This is a genomic window from Paragemmobacter ruber, assembly GCF_009908315.1.
GTDB classification, from domain to species: domain Bacteria; phylum Pseudomonadota; class Alphaproteobacteria; order Rhodobacterales; family Rhodobacteraceae; genus Paragemmobacter; species Paragemmobacter ruber.
In genome coordinates, this window is the sequence record NZ_JAAATW010000001.1 from 1,667,661 (window position 1) to 1,689,498 (window position 21,838).

General features: G+C 66.7%; 22 protein-coding genes. 5 read left to right on the forward strand and 17 right to left on the reverse strand.

What is annotated here, in order from left to right; all coding sequences use genetic code 11:
- Positions 1–2 precede the first annotated feature (2 nt).
- The 4 genes from GU920_RS08190 to GU920_RS08205 all read left to right on the forward strand — a co-directional run bounded on the left by GU920_RS08190 (position 3) and on the right by GU920_RS08205 (position 4,459).
- Positions 3–2,237 carry a xanthine dehydrogenase family protein molybdopterin-binding subunit gene (locus GU920_RS08190; RefSeq protein WP_161766420.1) on the forward strand — a complete coding sequence of 745 codons (2,235 nt, stop codon included), beginning with the start codon at positions 3–5 and terminating at the stop codon, positions 2,235–2,237.
- A 161-nt stretch (positions 2,238–2,398) separates the two neighbouring features.
- A complete protein-coding gene (locus tag GU920_RS08195) occupies positions 2,399–2,737 on the forward strand; it encodes a DUF883 family protein (protein WP_161766421.1) in 339 nt (112 codons plus the stop codon).
- Between the two features lie 17 nt (positions 2,738–2,754).
- A complete protein-coding gene (locus GU920_RS08200; protein WP_161766422.1) occupies positions 2,755–3,114 on the forward strand; it encodes a hypothetical protein in 360 nt (119 codons plus the stop codon).
- Positions 3,115–3,166: 52 nt separating this feature from the next.
- On the forward strand, positions 3,167–4,459 hold the full coding sequence (locus tag GU920_RS08205; protein WP_161766423.1) for an L-fuconate dehydratase: 1,293 nt from the start codon (positions 3,167–3,169) through the stop codon (positions 4,457–4,459).
- 57 nt (positions 4,460–4,516) lie between these two features.
- Here GU920_RS08205 and modC read toward each other — a convergent pair whose 3' ends face one another.
- From modC to GU920_RS08240, 7 genes are all read right to left on the reverse strand, one after another.
- Positions 4,517–5,599 carry a molybdenum ABC transporter ATP-binding protein gene (gene modC / locus GU920_RS08210; RefSeq protein ID WP_161766581.1) on the reverse strand — a complete coding sequence of 361 codons (1,083 nt, stop codon included), beginning with the start codon at positions 5,597–5,599 and terminating at the stop codon, positions 4,517–4,519.
- Positions 5,596–6,297, reverse strand: a complete 702-nt coding sequence (gene modB, locus GU920_RS08215) for a molybdate ABC transporter permease subunit (protein ID WP_161766424.1) — start codon at positions 6,295–6,297, stop codon at positions 5,596–5,598. Before modB ends, modC begins: the two co-directional genes overlap by 4 nt.
- Positions 6,298–6,401: 104 nt before the next feature.
- Positions 6,402–7,454 (reverse strand): ABC transporter ATP-binding protein, encoded by a 1,053-nt coding sequence (locus GU920_RS08220; RefSeq protein WP_161766425.1) that lies wholly within the window; start codon positions 7,452–7,454, stop codon positions 6,402–6,404.
- Entirely contained in the window at positions 7,454–8,236 is a 783-nt protein-coding gene (locus GU920_RS08225; RefSeq protein WP_161766426.1) for an ABC transporter permease, read from the reverse strand. The genes GU920_RS08220 and GU920_RS08225 overlap by 1 nt, the downstream gene beginning before the upstream one ends.
- Positions 8,233–9,108 carry an ABC transporter permease gene (locus GU920_RS08230; protein WP_161766427.1) on the reverse strand — a complete coding sequence of 292 codons (876 nt, stop codon included), beginning with the start codon at positions 9,106–9,108 and terminating at the stop codon, positions 8,233–8,235. The genes GU920_RS08225 and GU920_RS08230 overlap by 4 nt, the downstream gene beginning before the upstream one ends.
- Positions 9,109–9,203: 95 nt before the next feature.
- Positions 9,204–10,307 (reverse strand): ABC transporter substrate-binding protein, encoded by a 1,104-nt coding sequence (locus GU920_RS08235; RefSeq protein WP_161766428.1) that lies wholly within the window; start codon positions 10,305–10,307, stop codon positions 9,204–9,206.
- A 239-nt stretch (positions 10,308–10,546) separates the two neighbouring features.
- Positions 10,547–10,936: an acyl-CoA thioesterase gene (locus GU920_RS08240; protein ID WP_161766429.1), complete on the reverse strand. Its 390-nt coding sequence runs from the start codon at positions 10,934–10,936 to the stop codon at positions 10,547–10,549.
- Positions 10,937–11,299: 363 nt separating this feature from the next.
- Here GU920_RS08240 and GU920_RS08245 point away from each other — a divergent pair, with 363 nt between their 5' ends.
- Positions 11,300–11,467 carry a hypothetical protein gene (locus tag GU920_RS08245; RefSeq protein ID WP_161766430.1) on the forward strand — a complete coding sequence of 56 codons (168 nt, stop codon included), beginning with the start codon at positions 11,300–11,302 and terminating at the stop codon, positions 11,465–11,467.
- Between the two features lie 6 nt (positions 11,468–11,473).
- Here GU920_RS08245 and GU920_RS08250 read toward each other — a convergent pair whose 3' ends face one another.
- The 10 genes from GU920_RS08250 to GU920_RS08295 form a co-directional block, all read right to left on the reverse strand.
- The gene (locus GU920_RS08250; protein ID WP_161766431.1) at positions 11,474–11,992 is read right to left on the reverse strand and encodes a hypothetical protein; all 519 of its coding nucleotides are present in this window, start codon (positions 11,990–11,992) and stop codon (positions 11,474–11,476) included.
- A 142-nt stretch (positions 11,993–12,134) separates the two neighbouring features.
- Positions 12,135–12,797 (reverse strand): LuxR C-terminal-related transcriptional regulator, encoded by a 663-nt coding sequence (locus GU920_RS08255; protein WP_161766432.1) that lies wholly within the window; start codon positions 12,795–12,797, stop codon positions 12,135–12,137.
- A gap of 411 nt (positions 12,798–13,208) precedes the next feature.
- The gene (locus GU920_RS08260) at positions 13,209–13,814 is read right to left on the reverse strand and encodes a TetR/AcrR family transcriptional regulator (protein WP_161766433.1); all 606 of its coding nucleotides are present in this window, start codon (positions 13,812–13,814) and stop codon (positions 13,209–13,211) included.
- A gap of 33 nt (positions 13,815–13,847) precedes the next feature.
- Positions 13,848–15,398, reverse strand: coding sequence for an ABC transporter substrate-binding protein (locus tag GU920_RS08265; protein WP_161766434.1), 1,551 nt, complete (start codon positions 15,396–15,398; stop codon positions 13,848–13,850).
- Complete coding sequence (locus tag GU920_RS08270; protein WP_161766435.1) at positions 15,379–16,371, reverse strand: oligopeptide/dipeptide ABC transporter ATP-binding protein; 993 nt, start codon at positions 16,369–16,371, stop codon at positions 15,379–15,381. Before GU920_RS08270 ends, GU920_RS08265 begins: the two co-directional genes overlap by 20 nt.
- The gene (locus GU920_RS08275) at positions 16,368–17,318 is read right to left on the reverse strand and encodes an ABC transporter ATP-binding protein (RefSeq protein ID WP_161766436.1); all 951 of its coding nucleotides are present in this window, start codon (positions 17,316–17,318) and stop codon (positions 16,368–16,370) included. The genes GU920_RS08270 and GU920_RS08275 overlap by 4 nt, the downstream gene beginning before the upstream one ends.
- A complete protein-coding gene (locus GU920_RS08280; RefSeq protein ID WP_161766437.1) occupies positions 17,315–18,190 on the reverse strand; it encodes an ABC transporter permease in 876 nt (291 codons plus the stop codon). Before GU920_RS08280 ends, GU920_RS08275 begins: the two co-directional genes overlap by 4 nt.
- Positions 18,174–19,124, reverse strand: a complete 951-nt coding sequence (locus tag GU920_RS08285) for an ABC transporter permease (RefSeq protein WP_161766438.1) — start codon at positions 19,122–19,124, stop codon at positions 18,174–18,176. The genes GU920_RS08280 and GU920_RS08285 overlap by 17 nt, the downstream gene beginning before the upstream one ends.
- Positions 19,125–19,142: 18 nt before the next feature.
- Positions 19,143–21,179, reverse strand: coding sequence for a CocE/NonD family hydrolase (locus GU920_RS08290; RefSeq protein WP_161766439.1), 2,037 nt, complete (start codon positions 21,177–21,179; stop codon positions 19,143–19,145).
- A gap of 3 nt (positions 21,180–21,182) precedes the next feature.
- Positions 21,183–21,833: a hypothetical protein gene (locus GU920_RS08295; protein ID WP_161766440.1), complete on the reverse strand. Its 651-nt coding sequence runs from the start codon at positions 21,831–21,833 to the stop codon at positions 21,183–21,185.
- Positions 21,834–21,838: the final 5 nt, after the last annotated feature.

A 21,838-nucleotide genomic window follows, 5' to 3' on the forward strand; every position in this document is an offset into this window, starting at 1 on the left:
TCATGGGACGCGTGATGAAGATCGCCCGCCGCGGATTCCTCTTCGGTTCGGTCGCCCTTATGGGCGGCGTCGCCTTCGGCTGGTATCGCTACGCCACCCCCCACGGCAACCCGCTGGAAGGCACGCTCCCCGAAGGCGCGGCCACCCTCAACCCTTACGTCATCATCGACCAGACCGGCGTCACCGTCATCGCCCCCCGGGCCGAGATGGGGCAGGGCATCCACACCACCCTCGCCGCGCTTGTCGCAGAAGAGATGGATCTCGACTGGTCGCAGATCCGCGTGATGCACGGCCCCGCGTCAAAGGCCTATTACAACGCGGCCATCCTCGGCGAAGGCGTCCCCTTCGCCCCCACCGATGACAGCCGCCTCGCCAATACCGTGCGCGGCGCGATGGACATCCCGGCCAAATTCCTCGGGCTTCAGATCACGGGCGGCTCCTCCTCCATCCCCGACGGGTATGAAAAGATGCGCCTCGCCGGGGCCGCCGCCCGTGCCGCGCTGGTCGAGGCGGCGGCACAGCGCCTCAACGTCCCCGCCGCGCAGCTTTCCACCGAAAACGGCGCCGTGATCGCCCCCGATGGCACCCGCATCCCCTATCCCGAACTGGCCGTCGCCGCCGCCGCCATCGACCTGCGCGCCGAACCCGCGCTCAAGCCCCGCGAAGACTGGCGGCTTCTGGGCCGCACCCTGCCGCGCACCGACATGCTGGCCAAGGTCACGGGAACAGAGACCTACGCCATCGACCTGCGCCTGCCGGGGATGCGCTTCGCCACCGTCCGCACCAACCCGCGCCTCGGGGGCGAAATGCTGGGCTATGACGCCACCGCCGCCGAAGCCATGCCCGGCGTCGAACGCATCGTTCCCCTGCCGGGTGGCGTGGCCGTGGTCGCCACCAACACATGGACGGCGATGCAGGCCGCCGATGCCATCACCTTCGACTGGGGTCCCGCCCCCTATCCGGCCACCAGCGCCGAGATCGCCGAAGAACTGCGCGCCAGCTTCACCCCCGACCGGCTCGACAGCACCAACCGCGATGATGGCGACGTGGACGCCGCCCTTCCGCCCGATGCCTTCACCGCCGAATACACCGCGCCCTACCTCGCCCATGCCACGATGGAACCCATGTCCAGCGCGGCATGGCTCAAGGATGGCCGCCTCACCGTCTGGACGGGCCACCAGCTCCCCACCCAGATCCTGACCGAGGCGCCCGCCCTCACCGGCCTCCCGCCCGAGGCGATCACGGTCGAGGTGCTGCCGATGGGCGGCGGCTTCGGTCGCCGGGCCGAAATGGACATCGTCCGTCAGGCCATCGCCGTGGCACAGGCCATGGAAGGCACCCCCGTCCTCGTGACTTGGTCCCGGGAAGAGGACATGACCCACGATTTCTACCGCCCCGCCGCCATGGGCCGCATCTGCGCCGCCGTGGCTGACGGTCGGATCACCGCCTTCGATTTCGCCACCTGCGCCACCTCCGTGGTGGAAAGCCAGATGGGCCGCATCGGCCTGTCGATCCCCGGCCCCGATGGCACCATCGTGCAGGGCGCGTGGGAACAGCCCTACCGCCTGCCCAACCACCGCGTGACGGGCTACCGCGCCCCGGCCATGGTCCCCGTGGGATCGTGGCGGTCGGTCGGCGCGTCGCAGAACGCCTTCTTCCACGAAACCGCGATGGATGAACTCGCCCATCTCGCGGGCGCGGATCCGCTGGACTTCCGCCTGTCCCAGATCGACCACGATCCCTCGCGCAAGGTGCTCGAGGCTGTCCGCGACATGTCCGGCTGGGGCAGCCCCACCCCGGGCCGCGCCAAGGGGGTGGCCTTCTGCCTGTCCTTCGGCGTCCCCACCGCGCAGGTGATCGAGGTCGAGGAAACGCCCCAAGGCCTTCGCCTCACCGGCGCATGGATCGCCGCCGATGTCGGCATCGCCCTCGACCCCGGCAATATCGAGGCACAGTTGCAAGGCGCCATGGTCTATGGCCTCTCCGCCGCGATCCGGGGGGAAATCACCTTTGGCGATGGCATGGTGCAGCAGGCGAACTTCTGGGATTACGAACCCCTCCGCCTGTCGCAATGCCCGCCCATCGCGGTGCAGATCCTGCAAAACCAGCCCCATATCCGCGGCATCGGCGAACCCGGCACCCCGCCCGCCGCCCCCGCGCTCGGCAACGCCATCTTCGCCCTAACGGGCCAGCGCCTGCGCGACATGCCCTTCGCCCGGACAGTCAGCTTCGCCTGACGGGGCCGGATAGGGCCAGCTAGGGCAGGGTGGGGGCCACTTATGGCAAAAAAGACAGGCGGGGTGGCAAAACCCCGCCTGCTCTTCATTTGATCAAAGACTCGCCACGATCTGCCTCTATGCTGGCAGCCCTTGGTAATTTTGAATGAAGGATTGGGATCATGGCCAAAGCACCGCTCAAAACCGTGACCGATACGCGCGAACAGCTTCAGGATGACGTCGAGGCCCGTATTCAGGCCCTGCGCGACGAAATCGCCGCGCTGACGAAATCCGTCCGCGATCTGGGCCTGCAAAGCGCGGCCGAGGCAAAGACCAAGGCCCGCGACATCGCCGATGACGCCACGGCCGAGGCGCTGCAAGCCGTCAAGGACCTGCGCGCCCATGTGGACACGCTGCAATCCGATGTCGAAGACCGGGTGAAAAGCCACCCTTTCGCCTGGCTGGCGGGGGCGGTCGGTCTGGGCGTGATCCTCGGCCTCATCCTCACGCGCCGCGATTGATGCGGCGCGCGGGTCCCATGGCCCCCGTGATGGGGGCCATCGCCCTGATGGTTGTGGCCGTGCTGGTCACTCTGGCCGCACTCGGCCTCTTGACCGCCGCCGCCGTCACCGCGCTTGTCCCCCATACGGGCCTGCCCGGCGCGCTCGCGCTTGTCGCGCTGGGCCTTCTGCTGCTTGTGGCCCTCGTCGCGCTCGCCATCCGCGCCGCCTTGCGCGCCGCGCAGGCCCGCGCGCGCCAGACGGCCACCGTGGCGAACCTCGCCAAACTCGCCATGGTGCTCCTGCCCCGGGCCGGGGGCACGCGCCTTGCCAAAGGCCTGCAGATGGGCCTCGGCCTCGCCCTCATCGCGCTGCCGCTCCTGCGCCGCAAGGGTTGATCCTTCCCAACCGCCCCGCGCCCGCCCTATGCTGCGGGCCGGAGGAACCGCCATGACCCGCATCACCGCCATCCGCGCGCTGGACATCCGCTTTCCCACCTCGCGCAGCCTTGACGGCTCCGATGCGATGAACCTCGCCCCCGACTACTCCGCCGCCTATTGCATCATAGAAACCGATGACGGCACCGAAGGCCACGGCCTCACCTTCACCATCGGGCGCGGGAACGAACTTTGCGTCGCCGCCATCCGCGCCCTCGCCCCCCTGATTGAACATATCCCCGTCGAAGACCTGCTCGCCGATATGGGCGCGACATGGCGCCGCCTCACCGGCGACAGCCAGCTCCGCTGGGTGGGGCCCGACAAGGGGGTGATCCACCTCGCCACCGCCGCCCTTGTCAACGCGCTGTGGGATCTCTGGGGCAAACGCGCGGGCAAACCCGTCTGGCGCCTCCTCTGCGACATGACGCCCACAGAGACCGTGGCGCTGGTGGACTGGCGCTACCTCTCCGATGCGCTCGACCCCGGCCGCGCCCGCGAACGGCTCGAAGAACACGCCCCCACCCGCGCCGCCCGCATCGCCGAGATGCGCGCCACCGGCTACCCCGCCTATACCACCTCCGCCGGCTGGCTCGGCTATTCCGACGAAAAGATGCGCCGCCTGTGCCAAGAGGCGATCGCCCAAGGCTGGTCCCATTTCAAGATGAAGGTCGGCGGCAATCTGGAAGATGACATCCGCCGCGCCCGCATCATCCGTCAGGAAATCGGCCCCCACCGCCGCCTGATGATGGATGCCAATCAGGTCTGGGGCGTGGCACAGGCCATCGAACACATGAAAGCGCTGGCCGAATTCGACCCGTGGTTCATCGAAGAACCCACCAGCCCCGATGACATCCTCGGCCATGCCGCCATCGCCCGCGGCGTGGCCCCCATCAAGGTGGCGACGGGCGAGCATTGCCAGAACGCCGTGATGTTCAAACAGTTCCTGCAGGCCGACGCCCTGCAGATCCTCCAACTCGACAGCGCCCGCCTCGGCGGCGTCAATGAAATCGTGGGCGTGTTCCTTTTGGCCGATCACTTCGGCACCCCCGTCTGCCCCCATGCGGGCGGCGTGGGCCTGTGCGAATATGTCCAGCACCTGTCGATCTTCGATTATGTCTGCGTCTCGGCCAGCCTCACCGATCGGGTGCTGGAATATGTCGATCACCTGCATAACCATTTCCTAACGCCCGTTCATATGAACGCTGGCCACTACATGCCGCCCGAGGCGCCCGGCTATTCCATCACTATGAAACCCGCCTCTCTCGCCGCGCACCGCTACCCCGACGGCGCGGCGTGGCAGGGCTGATCGGGCCTCCAGGTCGCCACGCGGCATGGGCCGCAGAGGCCCCAACCCCGGCGCCGGTCACATCACGCCAATATCCGCCTGTGCCACCGACACCGATTTCACGATGGCAAACACCGCTGCCCCCTCCCGCAACTCCAACGCCATAGCCGACCGCCGCGTGATCCGCACCAACAGCGCATCCCCCCCCACCGACAGCCGCACCAATGCGCCGGGTCCATCCCCCATCCGCACCGCCGCCACCACCGCCGGAAGCACGTTCAGCGCCGAAATCCCCTCGGGCCGCGCCCGCGCGATGATCACGTCCTGCGCCGCGATCCGCACGCGCAGCGCCGTCCCCACCGCCGCCTCCACTCGGGGCAGCCAGACCGGCCCCGCCGCCGTTTCCAGCCGCGTCAGCCTGTCCTCCTCCTGCGCGGCCACCCGTGCGGGCAGGATCGACCCCGCCTCCCGCAGCCCCAGCACCGGCGCCAGCGCCGGATCGGCCAGCACCTCGGCCACCGGCCCCGCCGCCCGGATGCGGCCCGCCTCCATCACCACCAGCGTGGTCGCCAGCCGCGCCACCTCGGCCATCGCATGGCTGACATAGAGGATCGGGATATCCGTCCCGTCCCGCAACCGCTCCAGCCAAGGCAGGATCTCGGCCTTCCGCGCCTCATCCAGCGCCGCCAGCGGCTCATCCATCAGCAAAAGGCGCGGGTTCGACAGCAGCGCCCGCCCGATGGCCACCCGCTGCTTCTCGCCGCCCGACAGGGCGACGGGGTGCCGCTCCAGCAGCGCGCCGATGCCCAGCATCTCCACCACCGCCTCCAGCGAAACCCCACCCTTCGGCGCGAACCAGCGCCCATAGGTCAGGTTCTGCCGCACCGTCAGATGCGGAAACAGCCGCGCGTCCTGAAACACATAACCCAACCGCCGCCGATGGGGTGGCAGGGCCACGCCCCCCGCCCGGTCAAACAGCACCGCGCCCCCGGCACTGATCCGCCCCCGGTCTGGCATCAACAGCCCCGCCACCGCATTCACCACCGTCGTCTTGCCCGATCCCGACCGCCCGAACAGCGCCGTCACCCCCGGCGGCGCGTCAAAGGCCACGTCCAGCGCGAATCCCGGAAACGCATGTTCCAGCTCCACCGACAGGCTCATCCCAGCCCCCCGATCCGCCGCGCCACCCGCCGTCCGATCCATTCGCTGGCGATCAGCGCCCCCATCGCCACGGCGATGGACACGATCACCAGCCGGAACGCCTGCGCGTCGCCCCCCGGCACCTGAAGGAAGGCATAGATGGCCGATGGCAGGGTCTGCGTCTCACCCGGAATGTTCGACACGAAGGTGATCGTCGCCCCGAACTCCCCCATCGCCTTGGCAAAGGCCAGCACCGCCCCGGCCAGCACCCCGGGCAGGATCAGGGGCAGCGTCACCGTCAGGAACACCCAGGCGGGCGACGCGCCCAACGTGCCTGCCGCCTGCTCCAGCTTGGGATCCACCGCCTCGAACGCCAGCCGTATCGCCCGCACCATCAGCGGGAACGCCATCACCGCCGCCGCCAGCACCGCGCCCGTCCAGCGAAAGGCCAGCACGATGCCGAACCACTGGTCCAAAAACTGCCCGACATAGCCCCGCCGCCCGAAGGTGATCAGTAGCAGATAGCCGGTGACGACAGGCGGAAGGATCAAGGGCAGATGCACCAACCCGTTCAGCACCTGTTTGCCCGGAAACTCCCGCCGCGCCAGCAGCCACGCCACCCAGATGCCAAGGGGCAGGCTGATCACGGTTGCCCAGAACGCCACCCGCAGCGACAGCGCCACCGCCTGCCATTCCGTGGGCGACAGCCAGTCCGTCATCAATGGGCGGTCCCTGTGGGCGGCATGGCATCCCTGCGCTTGCGATATATCCGGGCGAACATATCACCACGGCCCCGGCGCGGGGCAAGCCCCTTCTGCCCCGCTCAGCCCGCCAGAACGATCAGGTCGCGCGCGTGCAGGCTCACCTCCGTCTCGGCCCCGATGGCCGGGGGTGGGGCATCCATGCGGTTGAACGTGTCCAGCGCCACGACAGACCCGCCCGCCCGCGCCCGCACCCGGATGATGGAGCCAAGGAATTCCACACTCTCGATGGTCGCGGGCAGCACCACATCCGCGCCCTCGACGCGGCCCAACTGCACCGCCTCCGGCCGCAGCGCCAGCGCCACCGTCGCGCCCTTGCTCGCCTCCACCGGCTCGGCCAGCGTCACCGGCACACCCGCCAGCGTCACCGATTGCGGCCCCGTGACCGCGCCGTCAAAGACGTTCAGCGTCCCCACGAAGGTGGCCACGAACCGCGTCGAGGGGCGGTTATACACCTCGAACGGCGCGCCCACCTGTTCCGCGATCCCGCCATTCATCACCACCACGCGGTCCGACATCGACAGCGCCTCTTCCTGATCATGCGTCACGAAGATGGTGGTGATCCCCAACTCCCGCTGGATCTCGCGGATCTCGTTGCGCAAGGACACCCGCACCTTCGCATCCAGCGCCGACAACGGCTCATCCAGCAACAGCACCCGCGGGCTGGGCGCCAAGGCCCGCGCCAAGGCCACCCGCTGCTGCTGCCCGCCCGACAGCTGGAACGGATAGCGCCCCCCCATCTCGGGCAGCCCGATCAGGCGCAGCATCTCCTCCACCCGCGCATCGCGCTTGTCCTTGGCCACGCCCTTCACCTTCAGGCCGAAGGCCACATTCTCGGCCACCGTCATGTTGGGAAACAGCGCATAGGCCTGAAACATCATCCCGATATTGCGCTGGTTGGGCTTCAGCCCCGTCACCTCCTGCCCGTCGATCACGATCCCGCCCGATGTCGGCGTCTCGAACCCCGCCACCATCCGCAGCACCGTGGTCTTGCCGCATCCCGACGGACCCAGCAGCGAGATGAACTCCCCCTTCTCCACGCTCAGGTTGAAATCCTTCACCACCCGGTTGGTGCCAAAGGTCTTTTCCAGATGGGACAGCGACAGGAACGACATCAGGCCTTCGCCCTTTCATGTTTGGCAAATCGCGTGGCAAGCTGCATCAACCCCATGCAGCCCCAGGTGATGGCAAAGGCGATCACCGCCAGCGCCGGCGGCTCATAGGCGCGGTTCGCCCCCAGAAGCTGCATATAGGGCCCGAAGGCCGGCCGGTTCAGCAGCGCCGCCATCGTGAACTCGCCCAGCACGATGGCCAGCGTCAGAAATGCCCCCGACAGCACCGCCACCATCACGTTGGGCAGGATGATCCGCGCCAGAATCGTCACCCACCCCGCGCCAAGGCTCTGCGCCGCTTCCGTCAGCGTGCCCACGTCAATCGTCCTCAGCCCGGTATCCACCGACCGGTACATGTAGGGCAGGGCCAGCGTCGCATAGCCCATGGTCAGCAGGATATCCGTCCCCAGCGCTGACCCCGTCAGCGGCAGGAAGGACGAAGTGTTGTACATCCGTATATAGCCGAACACGATCACGATGGCCGGGATCACCAGCGGTAACAGCGTGATGAACTCCACGAAGGGCCGCGCCTGCGGCAGGCGCAGCCGCACCCAATAGGCCGTCGGCACCACCAGCACCACGCCCACCACAATGGTCGCCGCCGCCAGGGCCAGCGAATAGCCGAACGTGGCCCAGAACGCCGGATCCCCGAACACCGCGGCATAGGCGTCAAAGGAATAGACCCCGCGCCGCATCTTCAGGCTGAATTCCGTCATCCCCACCAAGGGCAACAGGAAGAACAGACAGCCCAGCAGGAACACGCCCCAGGCGACAACCCGCATCATTTCAGCCACCTTTCCGACCGCACCCGCAGCCAGATGTACAGAAGGTTCGCCCCCGCCGTGATCAGGATCATCCCGAAGGCCAGCGCATAGCCAAGGTTCGGATTGCCCAGCACATCGCCGCGGATCTGCGCGAACAGCTTGATCGGCACGATGTTCAACTGCGGCCCGGTCAGGGCGAAGGCCGTCGCCACCGCGCCAAAGGCATTGGCAAACAGCAGCGCGAAGGTGCCAAGGATCGACGGAAACAGGATGGGCAGGGCCACCATCCGCCAATACTGCACCCCCGTCGCGCCCAGCACCGCCGCCGCCTCACGCCATTCCCGCTTCAACCCGTCCAGCGCGGGCGTGATGATCAGGATCATCAGCGGGATCTGGAAGAACAGATAGGTGATCACCAACCCCCAGAAGGACAGAAGGTTGAACCCATAGGCGCGCAGGTTGATCCCGAACTCCGTCCGCAGCCAGACCGTGATCAGCCCCACCGGGCCGATCGTCGCGATAAAGGCGAATGCCAGCGGCACGCCCGCGAAATTCGACGCCACGCCGGAAAATGTCAGCAGGGGCGACCGCACCCCCTTGGGCAGGCCGCCGAACACCACCGCCGCCGCCATGGCAAAGCCCACGGCACAGCCCAGCGCGGCGGTGTAAAAAGACAGCTTGATGGATGTCCAATAGGCCGCCCGGATCGAATCCGTGTTCAGATCCAGCATGTTCTGCAAGGTGAACCCGCCATCCGGCGTCTGGAACGCGCCCAGTACGATCCGCATCGTCGGCAGGATCAGGAACAGGGTCGCGAAAATGGCAAAGGGCAGGATGCCCAACCAGTGCAGGGGAAACCTGCGCGGCGCGCGCCGGATCGGTTCGGTCGGCATCGGTCCCCCTTCGTGCGGGCCGCTCTCGCGGCGGCCTCTTCGAAAAACCCCCGCCGCAGCACGGCTGCGGCAGGGGATCGTAGCATCAGGCCGGATTATTCGGCAACGTTCGCGCCGACGGTCGCATCCCAGCCCGCCGTCACGGCCGCCTTGTTGGCGTCCTGCTCGGCCACGGTCGGGAAGACGGCGGTCTCATAGGCCTCTGCCGGGGGCATGGCGTCCAGCATTTCCTGCGGAACCTTGCCCGCCGCCACCAACTCGCCAAAGCGCGCGGTGGTGCAGCCGCCCTTGATATAGCCCAGCTGCCCCTCGTCCGAGAAGATGTGCTCCATCCACAGCTTCGCGGCATTGGGCTGCGGTGCATAGGCGCTGATCGCCTGCACATAGAGACCGGCCACCGTCGATTTCGGGATCACGATCTCCACCGGCGGGTTGCCCGCCAGTTCGCGCGCCCAGGACTGGCCGTTGAAATCCCACGCGATGACGATGGGCGTGGTGCCCTGCGCCAGCGTGCCCGCCTTGCCGATGACCGGCACGAAATTGCCCGCGTCATTCAGCTGCTTGAAGAACTCAAGCCCCGCCTGACCCGACGCTTCGCCAGCCGCCGCCCCGGTGGACAGACCCGCCGCCAGCACCGCAAGGATCGCCTGGTTCGACGCGCGCGGATCGCCCGCCAGCGCCACCATGCCCGCATATTCCGGCTTCAGCAGATCGGCCCAGTCCTGCGGCGGGTTCGGCACCAGATCGGTGTTCACCACAAAGCCCATCACGCCGTAATAGGCGCCCGCCCAATGGCCATCGGCATCCTTGATTTCGGCCGGGATCGAATCCCAGGTCGAAACCTTGTAGGGCGACAGCAGCCCCTCGGCCTGGGCCGACGGACCGAAGGCCAGACCCACGTCCAGAACGTCGGGCGCCTGCGGGCCCTTGTTGTCCTTGTTGGCCTTCACGGCCTCGATCTCGTCCGCCGAACCCGCATCGGGGTTCAACTCGTTGACGGTGATCTCGGGATACTTCGCCTTGAACGACGCGATGATGTCGCCATAGCCGCACCAGCTGTGGGGCAGGGCGATGGTCGTCAGCATGCCCTCTTCCTTGGCGGCAGCCACGATCTCATCCATCGACTGCGCCTGTGCGACGGGCGCGGCCAGCATCCCGGCGATGCTTGCCGATGCAAACAACGTGTTACGAATCTTCATGTGAACGTCTCCCCGTTCGTGATTTCCGTCCCGATCCGGCTGCCCGCCCTCCAGCAGGTCATCTTCTCCAGCCACCAGCACGTCACGGCTCTACGCCGTTAGGGCAGGTTAGCGGCGGCACAGCCGACTCGGCAACGGTCCTCGCACAGCAATGTAACATTTTTTTCGCTTTTTCCGCGCCTGAAACAAAATCGACAGCTGCCGCGCGAAAAGGAAAGTTTCAAAGCGCCCCGTAGCACCTAATCGGCCTTGATCGGCACCGGGCGGCCTTCGTCATCCAGCGCGACAAAGGTGAAATTCGCCTCGGTCACCTTCTCGCTCACGGCGCTCTGACGCGGCCTGCGCCAGGCATCGACGTGGATCGTCATCGACGTGCGCCCCTGCCGCACCAGCGTGGCGTATAGCGATACCTCATCCCCCACCTTCACCGGGCGGTGAAAGATCATCGCATCCACCGCCACGGTGGCGCTGCGCCCGCCGGATGTTTTCGTGGCGATGCTGCCAGCGGCAAGGTCCATCTGGCTCATCAGCCAGCCGCCGAAAATGTCGCCCGACGGGTTGGTATCGGCGGGCATGGCGATGGTGCGGATGGTCGGGCTCATCTGCGGTGGCTGGTCTTCGCGGCCCATGGCGCTGGCTCCCCTCTGCGTCGGCAGGGATAGGGATGCGAATTCGCCCCGCCCTTGGCAAGGCAGAAACCCGCCCCCCAAAACCGTGCCGCCGCCGCCCCTGCACCGCCTTCCCGCGCGGGCGACTCATGCCATGGTTAATTCAACCCTTTCCGTTCCGTTGCGGCACCGCGCGTATGCACGCCCGTCTGCACCCGTTCCTGCACCCGTTCCGGCACAGGCGCCGTCAGCCAAACCGTTGGAAAACTGCAAGATAAACACGGCGCGCGCAGGCTTGCGCCGGGTGCATGGCGACCATGCATATCTGCCCCTTACGCCCGCCCGCCCACAGGCCTAAGTGAGGCGCGTAACAGGAGACATGCGATGTCGAACCCCATTCCCCACGCCCGCCCGGCCCGGGCCCACGCCGCCGCGCTGGCCGCGCTTGAACAGATGTTCGGTTATTACGCCTATGCGTGGCAACCCTTCGCCCCCGCCCGATCCCCGGACGCAGACAGGGCCATGGACACGGCCTTCGACAAGGCCGCCTGACCGCCCTCAGCGGGCGCGGAAGGCCACCACGTTGCCGCCCTCAAAGCGTTGTTTTTGCGCGATCATCTGGCTCTTGCGCAGCTTCTGGCCGGCATCCATGTGATCCAGCAGCATCAGCCGGAAGGTCGCTTCCATCAGCTGCGGCGGGATTGTCGCGCCTTCGCCCCCGGTCAGCTGTGCCAGCCGCCACGCGCCATCCTCGCGGTCCACCTGCCGCCGCACGGCGGCGCGGTCGGCCACGCCATAGGTGATGCAGAAACTGTCGAGGAACTCCTCATCCTCCGCCGTCAGATCGGGCTCGGGCAGCATTTCTTCCATCGGCAACAAACCCTTGACCGAATAGGTCAACGGCGCCGCCTTGTGCGCGCCGATGGAGTCCGAAAACAGAACCCCCCGCCCCCCAGCCAGATGCCACCCCTGCGCCAGATACATCAACCGCTGCAGATCAAAGAAGCCAAACCCTTCCCACGCATGGTGAAAATGGTGGGAAAGATAGATCGCCACATCCTGCGCCCGGCTCGTCATCTGCGTGTCTCCTCGTCTCTGCATCCATCACGCGCGCCCCTGCCATCCGGCAAAGCGCCATTCCCCGCCCCGAAATCCCGGGGCAGCGACCTTGTGTTCTTCTGCTGCTTATGCGCCCCGAAAGCGCCGCGCCCCCTTGCCCTCAGGCGGTGAAGCGCTCCCGTCCGTCGCCCACCCCGTTCATGCGCTGCACCTCCAGCACGACCTCCAACCGGTTGCGCGCGTTGAATTTTTGCATGATCTGGGTCATGTAATGCTTCACCGTCTTGTCCGAGAGGTTCAGCTTGTTCGCGATCTCCTTGTTGGACGATCCGTTCAGCAACTCCCGCACCACCTGATCCTCGCGCGAGTTCAGGCCGACCGACGCCCGCACCGCCTTGCGCTGCTCGGCGGCGCGCATCTCGCGGATGATCCGTGTCGCCATGGACGAAGAGATGAACTCCTTGCCCGCGGCCACTTCCTCGATGGCATAGTGAATATCCGTTCCGGAACTGCCCTTCAGCACGATGCCATGCGCACCCGCGGACAAGGCCTGCATGCACTCCTCGGTGCTGTTCGACGCGGTGAAGATCAGGATTTTCACCGCCGGTTTCTCGGCCCGGATCTGGCGGATCATGCCCAGCACATCGCCCGGCAGCGTCAGCTCCGTGATCAGCATGTCGCAGCGCCCGTCCAGCACATGCCGCAGCGCGGCATCGGCAGTCGCGCCGGTCGCCTGAATGGTGTAATTCGCCTGCCCACGCAGGATATCGGCCAGCCCTGCCAGCACGATCGGATGGTCATCCACAAGTACAAGGTTCAGCATCTCAGTTCCAATTCACAAGATCGGATCGGGCCCTGATGGGGGCCGGGCCAGTTGATCCAGCCGCTTCCTATCCCTTGGAATTAAGCTACCTTAATTGCTGCCCCGATCTATCCGAAACTGTGCGTCATGCCGACTTTCGGACATGTTCCTGCCATCATTGATATGGGCTGCACTTATCAATTCCCGTTGCGCCGTCGGTCCGTTTCCCGCCCGTAAACAAAGCCCGAAATGGCGGATTTGGATTGCGGCGGAACTGCGGCAGAACGGGGGCGCATCTTCAGATGGAATACACGCAAAGATTGTAGAACCAATCCCGCATTCGCCAATGGATTACCCGCCCAGCGAAACTGATTCGCGGTTTGCGCCCGCCCGCCCGCCCGCCGCTGCGCCGTGGCGGGCTTGGCCCCGTGATTAGCGGCCAGCTTCGCCGATGTGCGGCCGCAGAAAGGCCCAGCAGGCCGCCCGGGCATCCGCCTCGGTCAACAGCGCGGGTTCCACGCAGCGCTGCACCCCAAAGCCGTCGATCAGGCAGATGAAGGCCGCGGCGACCGTCTCGGCCTCGATCCGCCGCCCGTTCGCCGCCGCCGCCTCGTCCAGCGCGGCCATGATCGTGGCGCGGTAATCGCCATACAGGTTGCGATGCGCTGCCCGCAGCACCGGGTTGTTCGCGATCTCGCCCCACAGGGTCAGCCAGATGTTCAGGACATCACGGTTGAACAGGTCGGGCGACACCAGCGCCTCCACCATCGCTTCGATGCGCGACAGGCCCGGTCGCGGCGCGTCGAACACCTCGATCCATTCGCGGTACATCCTCTGGTAGACCGCCACCAGCAGCCCGTCCATCGACCCGAAGTGATGCGTGATCAGCCCCCGCGACACCCCGGCCTCGGCGGCCACCTTGTCCACGGTGAATTCCCGGATGCCGCCCCGCGCCATGCAGGTGCGGGCGGCGTCTTCCAGCAGCGCCCGCCGGTCGGCGGGCGACAGGCGGGCCTTTCTCTTGGTCGCGTCCGTCACGCCTGTCGTTCCGCTCTGGGGCTTGCGCCCGGGTCATGCCTTGCGGAAGGCTACCGGGTCGGGGTGGCCATCGGCAAGGATCACCGGCACAAGGTTCGCGTCATGGATCGCCAGATAGGGTTCAAAGCAGATGAAGATGAACCCGCCCGATTCCTCCATCAGGTCCTCCATCCGGTTGAACATGGCCCGCCGCTTGTCGGTGTCCTGCTCGGTCATGGACGCCTGATACAGGTCCTCATATTCCGCGCTGTCAAAGAAAGACCAGTTGTAGATCCCGATCTGATCGGGGCGGAACCACACCAGATTCTCCGTCGGGTCGATCCCGCCGGCAAAGTTCATCAGCACCAGTTCGACGGATTTGTAACCCTCGCCCGCCGTCTTGTCGCCCAAGGCCCAATAGGCGGCCTCTTCCGTCGGCTGGATGTTCACCGTGATGCCGGCCTCGGCCAGATTGGCCTGAATGATCTGCGCAATCGTCTGGCTTGTCCCGTCGGTCAGGGCGTAAAGGTTCACCTCCAACCCCTCTGCCCCCGCCTCGGCCAGCAATTCCTGCGCCCGGGCCACATCCCGCGCCGCAATCAGGTTCGACGCCCGCGCATAGCCCGATGTCGGCGGCACCACACCCGTGGACCGCGCCACCAGCCCGTCATAGGCCCCGGCCAGCACCGCCTCGCCGTCATAGGCATACTGGATCGCCTGCCGCACGCGGATATCCTTCAACGGCTCGGCATTCATGTTGATCGTCAGCCAGGCATAGCGGGTAGAGGCCGCCTCGATCAGCGCCGCCCCCTCCGGCATCGCGCCTTTCAGTTGCGACGCCGCCCCCACCGCCACGCGGGTAAAGTCGAAGGCATCCGCCTCATAGGCGAGTTGCGCCGCCTGATCGTCGGTGACGATGTAGAACTCCACCCGCCCAAAGGCGGGCTTCTCTCCCGTCCAGTCCGGGTTGGCGACCAGCGTCACCTTCTGGTTCTGCTCCCACGCTTCCATCAGGTAAGGCCCGCATTGCGCCGGGATTTCGGTCGTATAGCTTCCCCCCGCCGCCTCTACCGCCTTCTGGCAGACGATATGCCCGCCATAATAGGGCAGGGCGATCACCATGAAGGGCGCGAAGGCCTCGGTCAGGTGGATGATTCCGTTGCGGTCGTCAATGACCTCCACCTCCTTCAGCTTCTCGAACTGATAGGCCCAGGCGCTGTCAGACCCCGCGATCCGCTCGAACGAAAACTTCACATCCGCCGCCGTCACCGGGCCGAAATCCCCCGTCCATGTCAGCCCCTCGCGCAGCGTGAAGGCCAGCCGCGTGCCATCCAGCCATTCGATCTTCTCCGCCGCCCAGGGCCGCACCGCATTCCCCTCGCGCATGTCGCCCAGGCGCACCAGCGTTACATTGGTGCAGCGCGGGATGATGTCGTCCAGTTCGCCGATGATCCCGAACGGGTCCAGCACCTGAAAATCCGCACCCACCCGCAGGCGAAGCGTGTCGCCCTCCGCCGCCCAGCCAAAGCGCGGCATCGCCGCCGCCGCCGCCAGACCCATCCCTGCGGCCTTCAGGAAGCCGCGCCTATCGGTGTTCCACTGCATGTTGTTCTCCCTGTTGGTCTTTTCGTTGATCGGCAAAATGGCACCGCGCCTGCCGCCCTGCGCCCACCGGCGCAAGGTCCGGCGCCGTCACGCGGCAAACCTCGCGCGCCATCGGGCAGCGCGTATGGAACTCGCATCCCGACGGCCGCCGCAGGACCGACGGCACCTCGCCCCTTATGGCCAGATCCATTCGCCTTTGGCGCGGATCGGGCCTCGGCTCGGCGGCGATCAGGCTCGCGGTATAGGGATGGGCGGGCGCGGCAAAGACCTGCGCCGTCGGCCCCTTTTCCACCACCCGGCCGAGATAGAGGACAACCACCCGGTCGGCCACATGCCGCACCAGCGCAAGGTTGTGGGTGATGATCAGATAGGCGAGCCCCATCTCCGCCCGCAGGTCCGCCATCAGGTTCAACACCTCGGCCTGCACCGAAACATCCAGCCCCGCCGTCGGCTCATCCGCGATCACCAGCCGGGGTTTCAGCGCCAGCGCCCGCGCCACCCCCACCCGCCGCGCCTGCCCGCCCGACAGTTCATGCGGATAGCGTCGCGCCATGGCCGGCGGCAGCCCGACCTTGGCCAGCAACTCCCGCGCCATCCCCTCGGGGTCCGGCAAGGCCACGCCATGGATGCGGAACGGCTCTGTCACCAGATAGCCCACCGTCAGACGCGGCGACAAAGACGCGGTGGCATCCTGAAACATCATCGCCGCCGCCCGGCGCAGCCGCGCATGGCCCGCCGCCCCCTCCACCGCCTGCCCGTCCAGCGCGATGCTCCCGCCCGACACGGCCTGCAACCCCATCACCGCCCGCGCCAGCGTCGTCTTGCCCGATCCGCTCTCCCCCACCAGCGCCACGCTTTCCCCGCGCCCCACCGACAGGCTCACATCCATCAGGATCGGCAGGCGCGCCCGCGACAGGAACCCGCCCAGAGGCAAGGCCACCGACACCCGCGCCAGGTCCAGCACCGCGCTCATGCCGCGCTCCTGTGGCACAGCACCGACCGCCCCGCCTCCTGATGCCGCGGCACGGGCGCCGCGCACCCCGCCTCGGCCATCCCGCAGCGCGCCGCAAAGGCACAGCCCGCAGGCAGCGCCATCAGGTCCGGAATGCGCCCCCCGATCGTCGGCAGATGCCCGCTTCCCGGCATCACCACCGCCGGATCGCAGGACAAAAGCGCCCGGGTATAGGGATGGCGCGGATCGCGGAACAGCGCATCCACCCCCGCCTCTTCCACCACCTCGCCCGCATACATCACCGCCACCCGGTCGCAGAGTTCGGCGATCACCCCCAGATGATGCGTCACCACGACAATCGCCCCGTCAAAGCTTGACCGCAGGTCGCGCAGCAGATGGATGATCTGCGCCTCCATCGTCACGTCCAGCGCCGTCGTCGGCTCATCCGCGATCAGAACATCGGGCCTCACCAGCAGCGCCGCCGCAATCGCCACCCGCTGCCGCATCCCCCCCGAAAGCTCATGCGGATAGCGCCGCAAACACCGCCCCGGATCGGGTATCCCCACCCGCTCCAGCATCCCCGCAATCTCCGCCGCCCCCTTCACCCCGCCATGTGCGCCTGCGAAATCCGCCAGTTGCCGCCCGATGGTCAGCACCGGGTTGAAGGCCGTCATCGGGTCCTGGAACACCATCGCGATCCGCTGCCCCCGCAGCCGCCGCTTCTCTTCCCCCGACAGGCGCAGCATGTCCGTCCCGTTCAGCCGGATCGCCCCCGCCGCCACCTCTGCCCCCTGCGGCAAAAGCCCGATCATCGCCGCCGCCAGCGTGGACTTGCCGCAGCCGCTCTCTCCCATGATCCCCAGCACCTCGCCCCGGCCTACCGCCAGCGTCACATCGCGCACCGCCTGCAACCGCCCCCCCAGCACGCGGTAACTGACCGACAGCCCCTCCACCGACAACACGCTCATCCCCAGCGCCTCCCGGCCCCGCGCGGGTCCAGCACATCGCGCAGGCCTTCACCCAGAAAGGTGAAACCCAGCGTCGCCAGAACCAGCGGCACCCCCGCCACCACCACCACATGCGGCGCCTGCCGCAGCGCGTTGTAGCCTTCCGAAAGGATGTTCCCCCAGGACGGCGACGGCGGCTTCACCCCAAGATTGAGGTAACTCAGCCCCGCCTCCAGCATGATCACCACCGGGATATCCATGCAGATCAGGATGACCAGCGGCCCCACCACATTGGGCAGCAGATGGCAAAAGATGATCCGCCCCGCGCCCGCCCCCATCGCCCGTTCCGCCAGAATGAAATCCGCCCCCGACAGGGCCAGCGTCTGGGTGCGGATCAGCCGCGCATAGGCGGGGAATGACACCAGCACGATCACGATAATCAGCGTGGTTGTCCCCGGCCCCAGCACCGTGATCACCGCCAGCGCGAAAAAGATCATCGGCAGCGACGACATGCTGTCAAAGATCAACACAAGGATGCTGTCCAACCAGCGCGGCCCATAGCCTGCGATCAACCCCAGCACCAACCCGATGGCCCCCGCGATGCCCACCGACGTTATCGCAATCCCCAAGGCGAGCCTTGCCCCCCAGATGATCCGCGACAACAGATCCCGTCCCAGATGATCCGTCCCCGCCCAATGCGCCGCCGAAGGCGGCTGGAACTTCGCCTTCACGTCCAGCGCGATGGGATCATAGGGCGCGATCCATGGCGCCAGCAGCGCCATCAGCAGGAACACCACCACCAGCACCAACCCCGCCAATCCCATCGGATCGGCCAAGAGCGCCCGCCCGATCCCCCGCCGCCCCGGCACCGTTTCCTCAACCGCGAAGGACATCGCGCACCCTCGGATCCAGCCGCGCGATCAACAGATCGGCAGCAGTAACGACCAGCAGGTAAAAGCCGGTCATGAACAGCACGGTTCCCATCACCACGGGATAGTTCCGCTTCTCCACCGCCCCGGTGATCAGCGTGCCGATGCCGGGGCGGGAAAACACGCTTTCCACAAACACCGCGCTGGAAAGGATCGACCCGAACCCCACCGCCAGAATGGAAATCGTCGGCACGATGGCCACCCGCAGCGCATGGCGGAACACGATATCGCGCTCGCGCATCCCGAAGGCCCGCGCCGTGCGGATATGCGGCGCCTCCATCACCTCCAGCATCGACGCCCGTATCAGCCGCGCCAGATAGCCCACCCAGCCGATCCCCACCGCAAAGGCCGGCAGGATCAAGGCCCGCACCTGGCTCCAGAAATCCCCCGCCTCCCCCGCCCCGATGGCGGGCAGCCAGTTCAGCCAGACCGCGAAGACGATCAGCGCATAGATCGCCACCACAAAGGACGGCACCGAAATCACGCTGACCGACAGCACGCCCAGCAACCGGTCCGCCCATGTGTCCCGCCAGACCACCGCCGCACAGCCCAGAACGATGCCCATCACCAGCGCCCAACCCAGCGCCACGACGCCAAGGATCAGAGTATTGGGAAACACCTCCAGGATCTGCTCCAGCACCGGCCGCTTCGACCAGACATCCACCCCCAGATCACCGCGCAGCACATTGCCGAAGAAATACGCAATCTGCGTCAGGATCGGCTGGTCCAGCCCCATCCGCTCGCGCAGCGCCTCTTTCAATTCCGGCGTCGCGCGCGGCCCCAGCGCCAGCGATGCCGGATCGCCCGGCACCAGAAAGACCATGCCATACATGGCCACCATGACCACGATCAGGATCAGCAGGGACAACCCCATCCGCCGGATCGCATAGGCCAGCATCAGCCCGCACCCCCCTTGCTACATGTGGTCACGCGCGATCCTTTCGTTCCAGTCGCGGCTGAACACCGGCACCCCGTTCTCGCTGATCCGCAGGCACATGCTCACGATGAAATGCGTGGCATCGCAGGTCAGCGACCCCTCGCTCTCATGCAGGATGGTCGTGTCGGCGCGCTCGATCCGCACGGTATATCCCGTCTCGCAACGCGCGCTCAGCGGGTCGCACTCGGTGATGCGATACCGCGCATAGCCCGTTCCCCGGTGGGTCTGCCCGATGGCGGGCATTTCGGTCGCATAGGTCCAGCGCGGAAACTCCACCAGGCTTTCGCCGCTCAGCAGATCGCGCGTGACCCGCCGCCGCGCGATGGGCGCGTCGGGGGGTATCGGCAGATCATGCTGCGCCTCCGCCGCCGCACATTCCGGCGCATCGAACATCCGCAGGTCTGCATCCTCTGCCCGAACGGGCCGCACCGGCAGAACCAGCGCGCTCTCCCCCCGCCGCAGCGTCAGCGTCGCCAGTTCCGGCGAAGGCCAGGCAATCGGCCAATAGACGGTGGAAATTGACACAGCGATCCGATGCCCTGCCGGAAAGCGATGCCCGATATCATCCAGATCCACCGTCGCCACCGTCATCTCACCGGGGATCAGGTCCTGCGGGGCGCCATGCCCGAACCTGTGGCACAGGTTCAGATGCCCGATGGCCACCCGCGTCGATGCGCCCCCCGGCGCGACATCATTCACCCGCACCGATACCAGCGCCCGGGGCTTGTCGCTGGCAAAGGTCAGATGCAGCTGCGGCGCACCCAGTATCTCCACATCCTCGGCCAAAGGCTCGGTCACAAAGACCAGCGATCCGCCGTCATCCTCGCGCTGATCGGTCGCCCATTCCGCATCGTCGCCATAGCGCCCCACCTCGCCCGCCGCCGCCCCAACCCAGAGGGGCGAACAGATCGACACCTCGCCCGCGCCTGCCGCCCCCAGACGCCCGTGATCCCCCAGCGCCATCCGCCGCGCCTCGATCCTGGGCGATGGCCACTGATCCTCGCCCACCCAATAGCCCGGCCGCTCACGATAGCAGGTCTGCGGTGGCACGCTCTCCTGCATCCAGGCGCGCAGCAGGGGTTCGTCCATGATCCCCGTCTCGCGCCCCTTCAGCCAGTGGTCGCACCAGCGCAGCACCTCCTGCAACCAGCCGATCGCCGGCTCCACCGTCACGTCATGCGGAAAGGAATGCGCCCAAGGCCCGATCAACCCCCGCCGCGGCCCCGACAACCCCGCCATCAGGCGCGGCACGGCTTCGGAATAATTGTCCGCCCAGCCCGACACCGCATAGACCGGGATCGTGATGCGCGACAAATCCTCGCAGACCGACCCCTGCTTCCAATAGGCATCCCGCGACTGATGCCGCAGCCATGTCAGGATCCACGGGCTGTTCGCCTCCATCCGCGCCCGCCACATGTCACGCCACCGATCCCCCACGATGGCCGGATCGGGCGGCAGGTCCTGACTGGCGAACATGGTGGAGGACCAGTCGAAATTGTCCTTCGACAGGCAACCGCCGACCCAGTGGATATCCGTGGCATAACGGTCATCCGTCGATCCCACCGTGATGATCGTCTTCAACGCCGCAGGCTGCCGCGCCGCGATCTGCAGCCCGTTAAACCCGCCCCAGCTGATGCCGATCATCGCCACCTGCCCGTCGCACCAGTCCTGCCGCGACAGCCAGTCGATAGCCGCCACGCCATCCTCCTGCTCCTGCACCGAATATTCGTCGGTGATGATCCCCTCGCTGTCGCCGGTCCCCCGGATGTCCAGCCGCAAGCAGGCATAGCCGTGCCGCGCCAGATAGCGGTGCATCTTCTCATCCCGCGCCCGCGTCCCGTCGCGCTTGCGATAGGGCAGGTATTCCAGGATCAGCGGAACCTTTCCGGGTTGGTCGGGTCCCGCCCCCTCGGGCAGCCACAGCCGCCCGGCCAGCCGCACACCATCGGGCATCGGCACCCAGATATTTTCGATCTCCGTCAGACCAAAGGGATAGGACTGGGCGATCTCGGGCATGGATCAGCCCCCGAACAAGGTGGTGTCGAAGGAAATCGCAACGCCCAGATAGCCCTGAACATATTCCGATCCGTCATACCACCGCAGATCGACGGAGGTGCTCTCTGCCACCTGATGGCTCGCGCCGAAATCCCACTCCCGCTCGCTGCCCGCCCCGGCCACCTCATAGACACCGTAATTCGCTGAAACGGTCCATGTCGCGCTGGGGTAAAGCTCCACCCCGACATAGGCATTCGCAAGCGCATTGTCCGGGTCATAGGCCAGATCCATCGACACCGACGCCGTTTCCGCCAACGCCTGCGCGATCCCCAGCGTCAACTCGCCGTAATTCGACGCGCTGTCGTTCACATAGCCATAGCGATAGTAACCCAGATCATAGGAAAACCCGCCCTCAAGGTCGTTGCGGTAGCCCAGATAGGCATCCAGCCGATCATAGCTGTCCACATTCGCCATCCGCGCCCAGACGCCCGCATAGAAACCCGAAACCTCGGCCTCGGCATAAAGCGCGAGGCTGGACACATTCGGCTGGTCATCCCCATCCGGCCGGTGCAGGAATTCCGCCGTCCCTCCGCCATAGACCGTGACATCCTGCGCGAACACGGGCGCGGCAAGGCCCGAAGCGGCGATCATGACCAGTGCGGCTGCGGCTTTCATGCGTC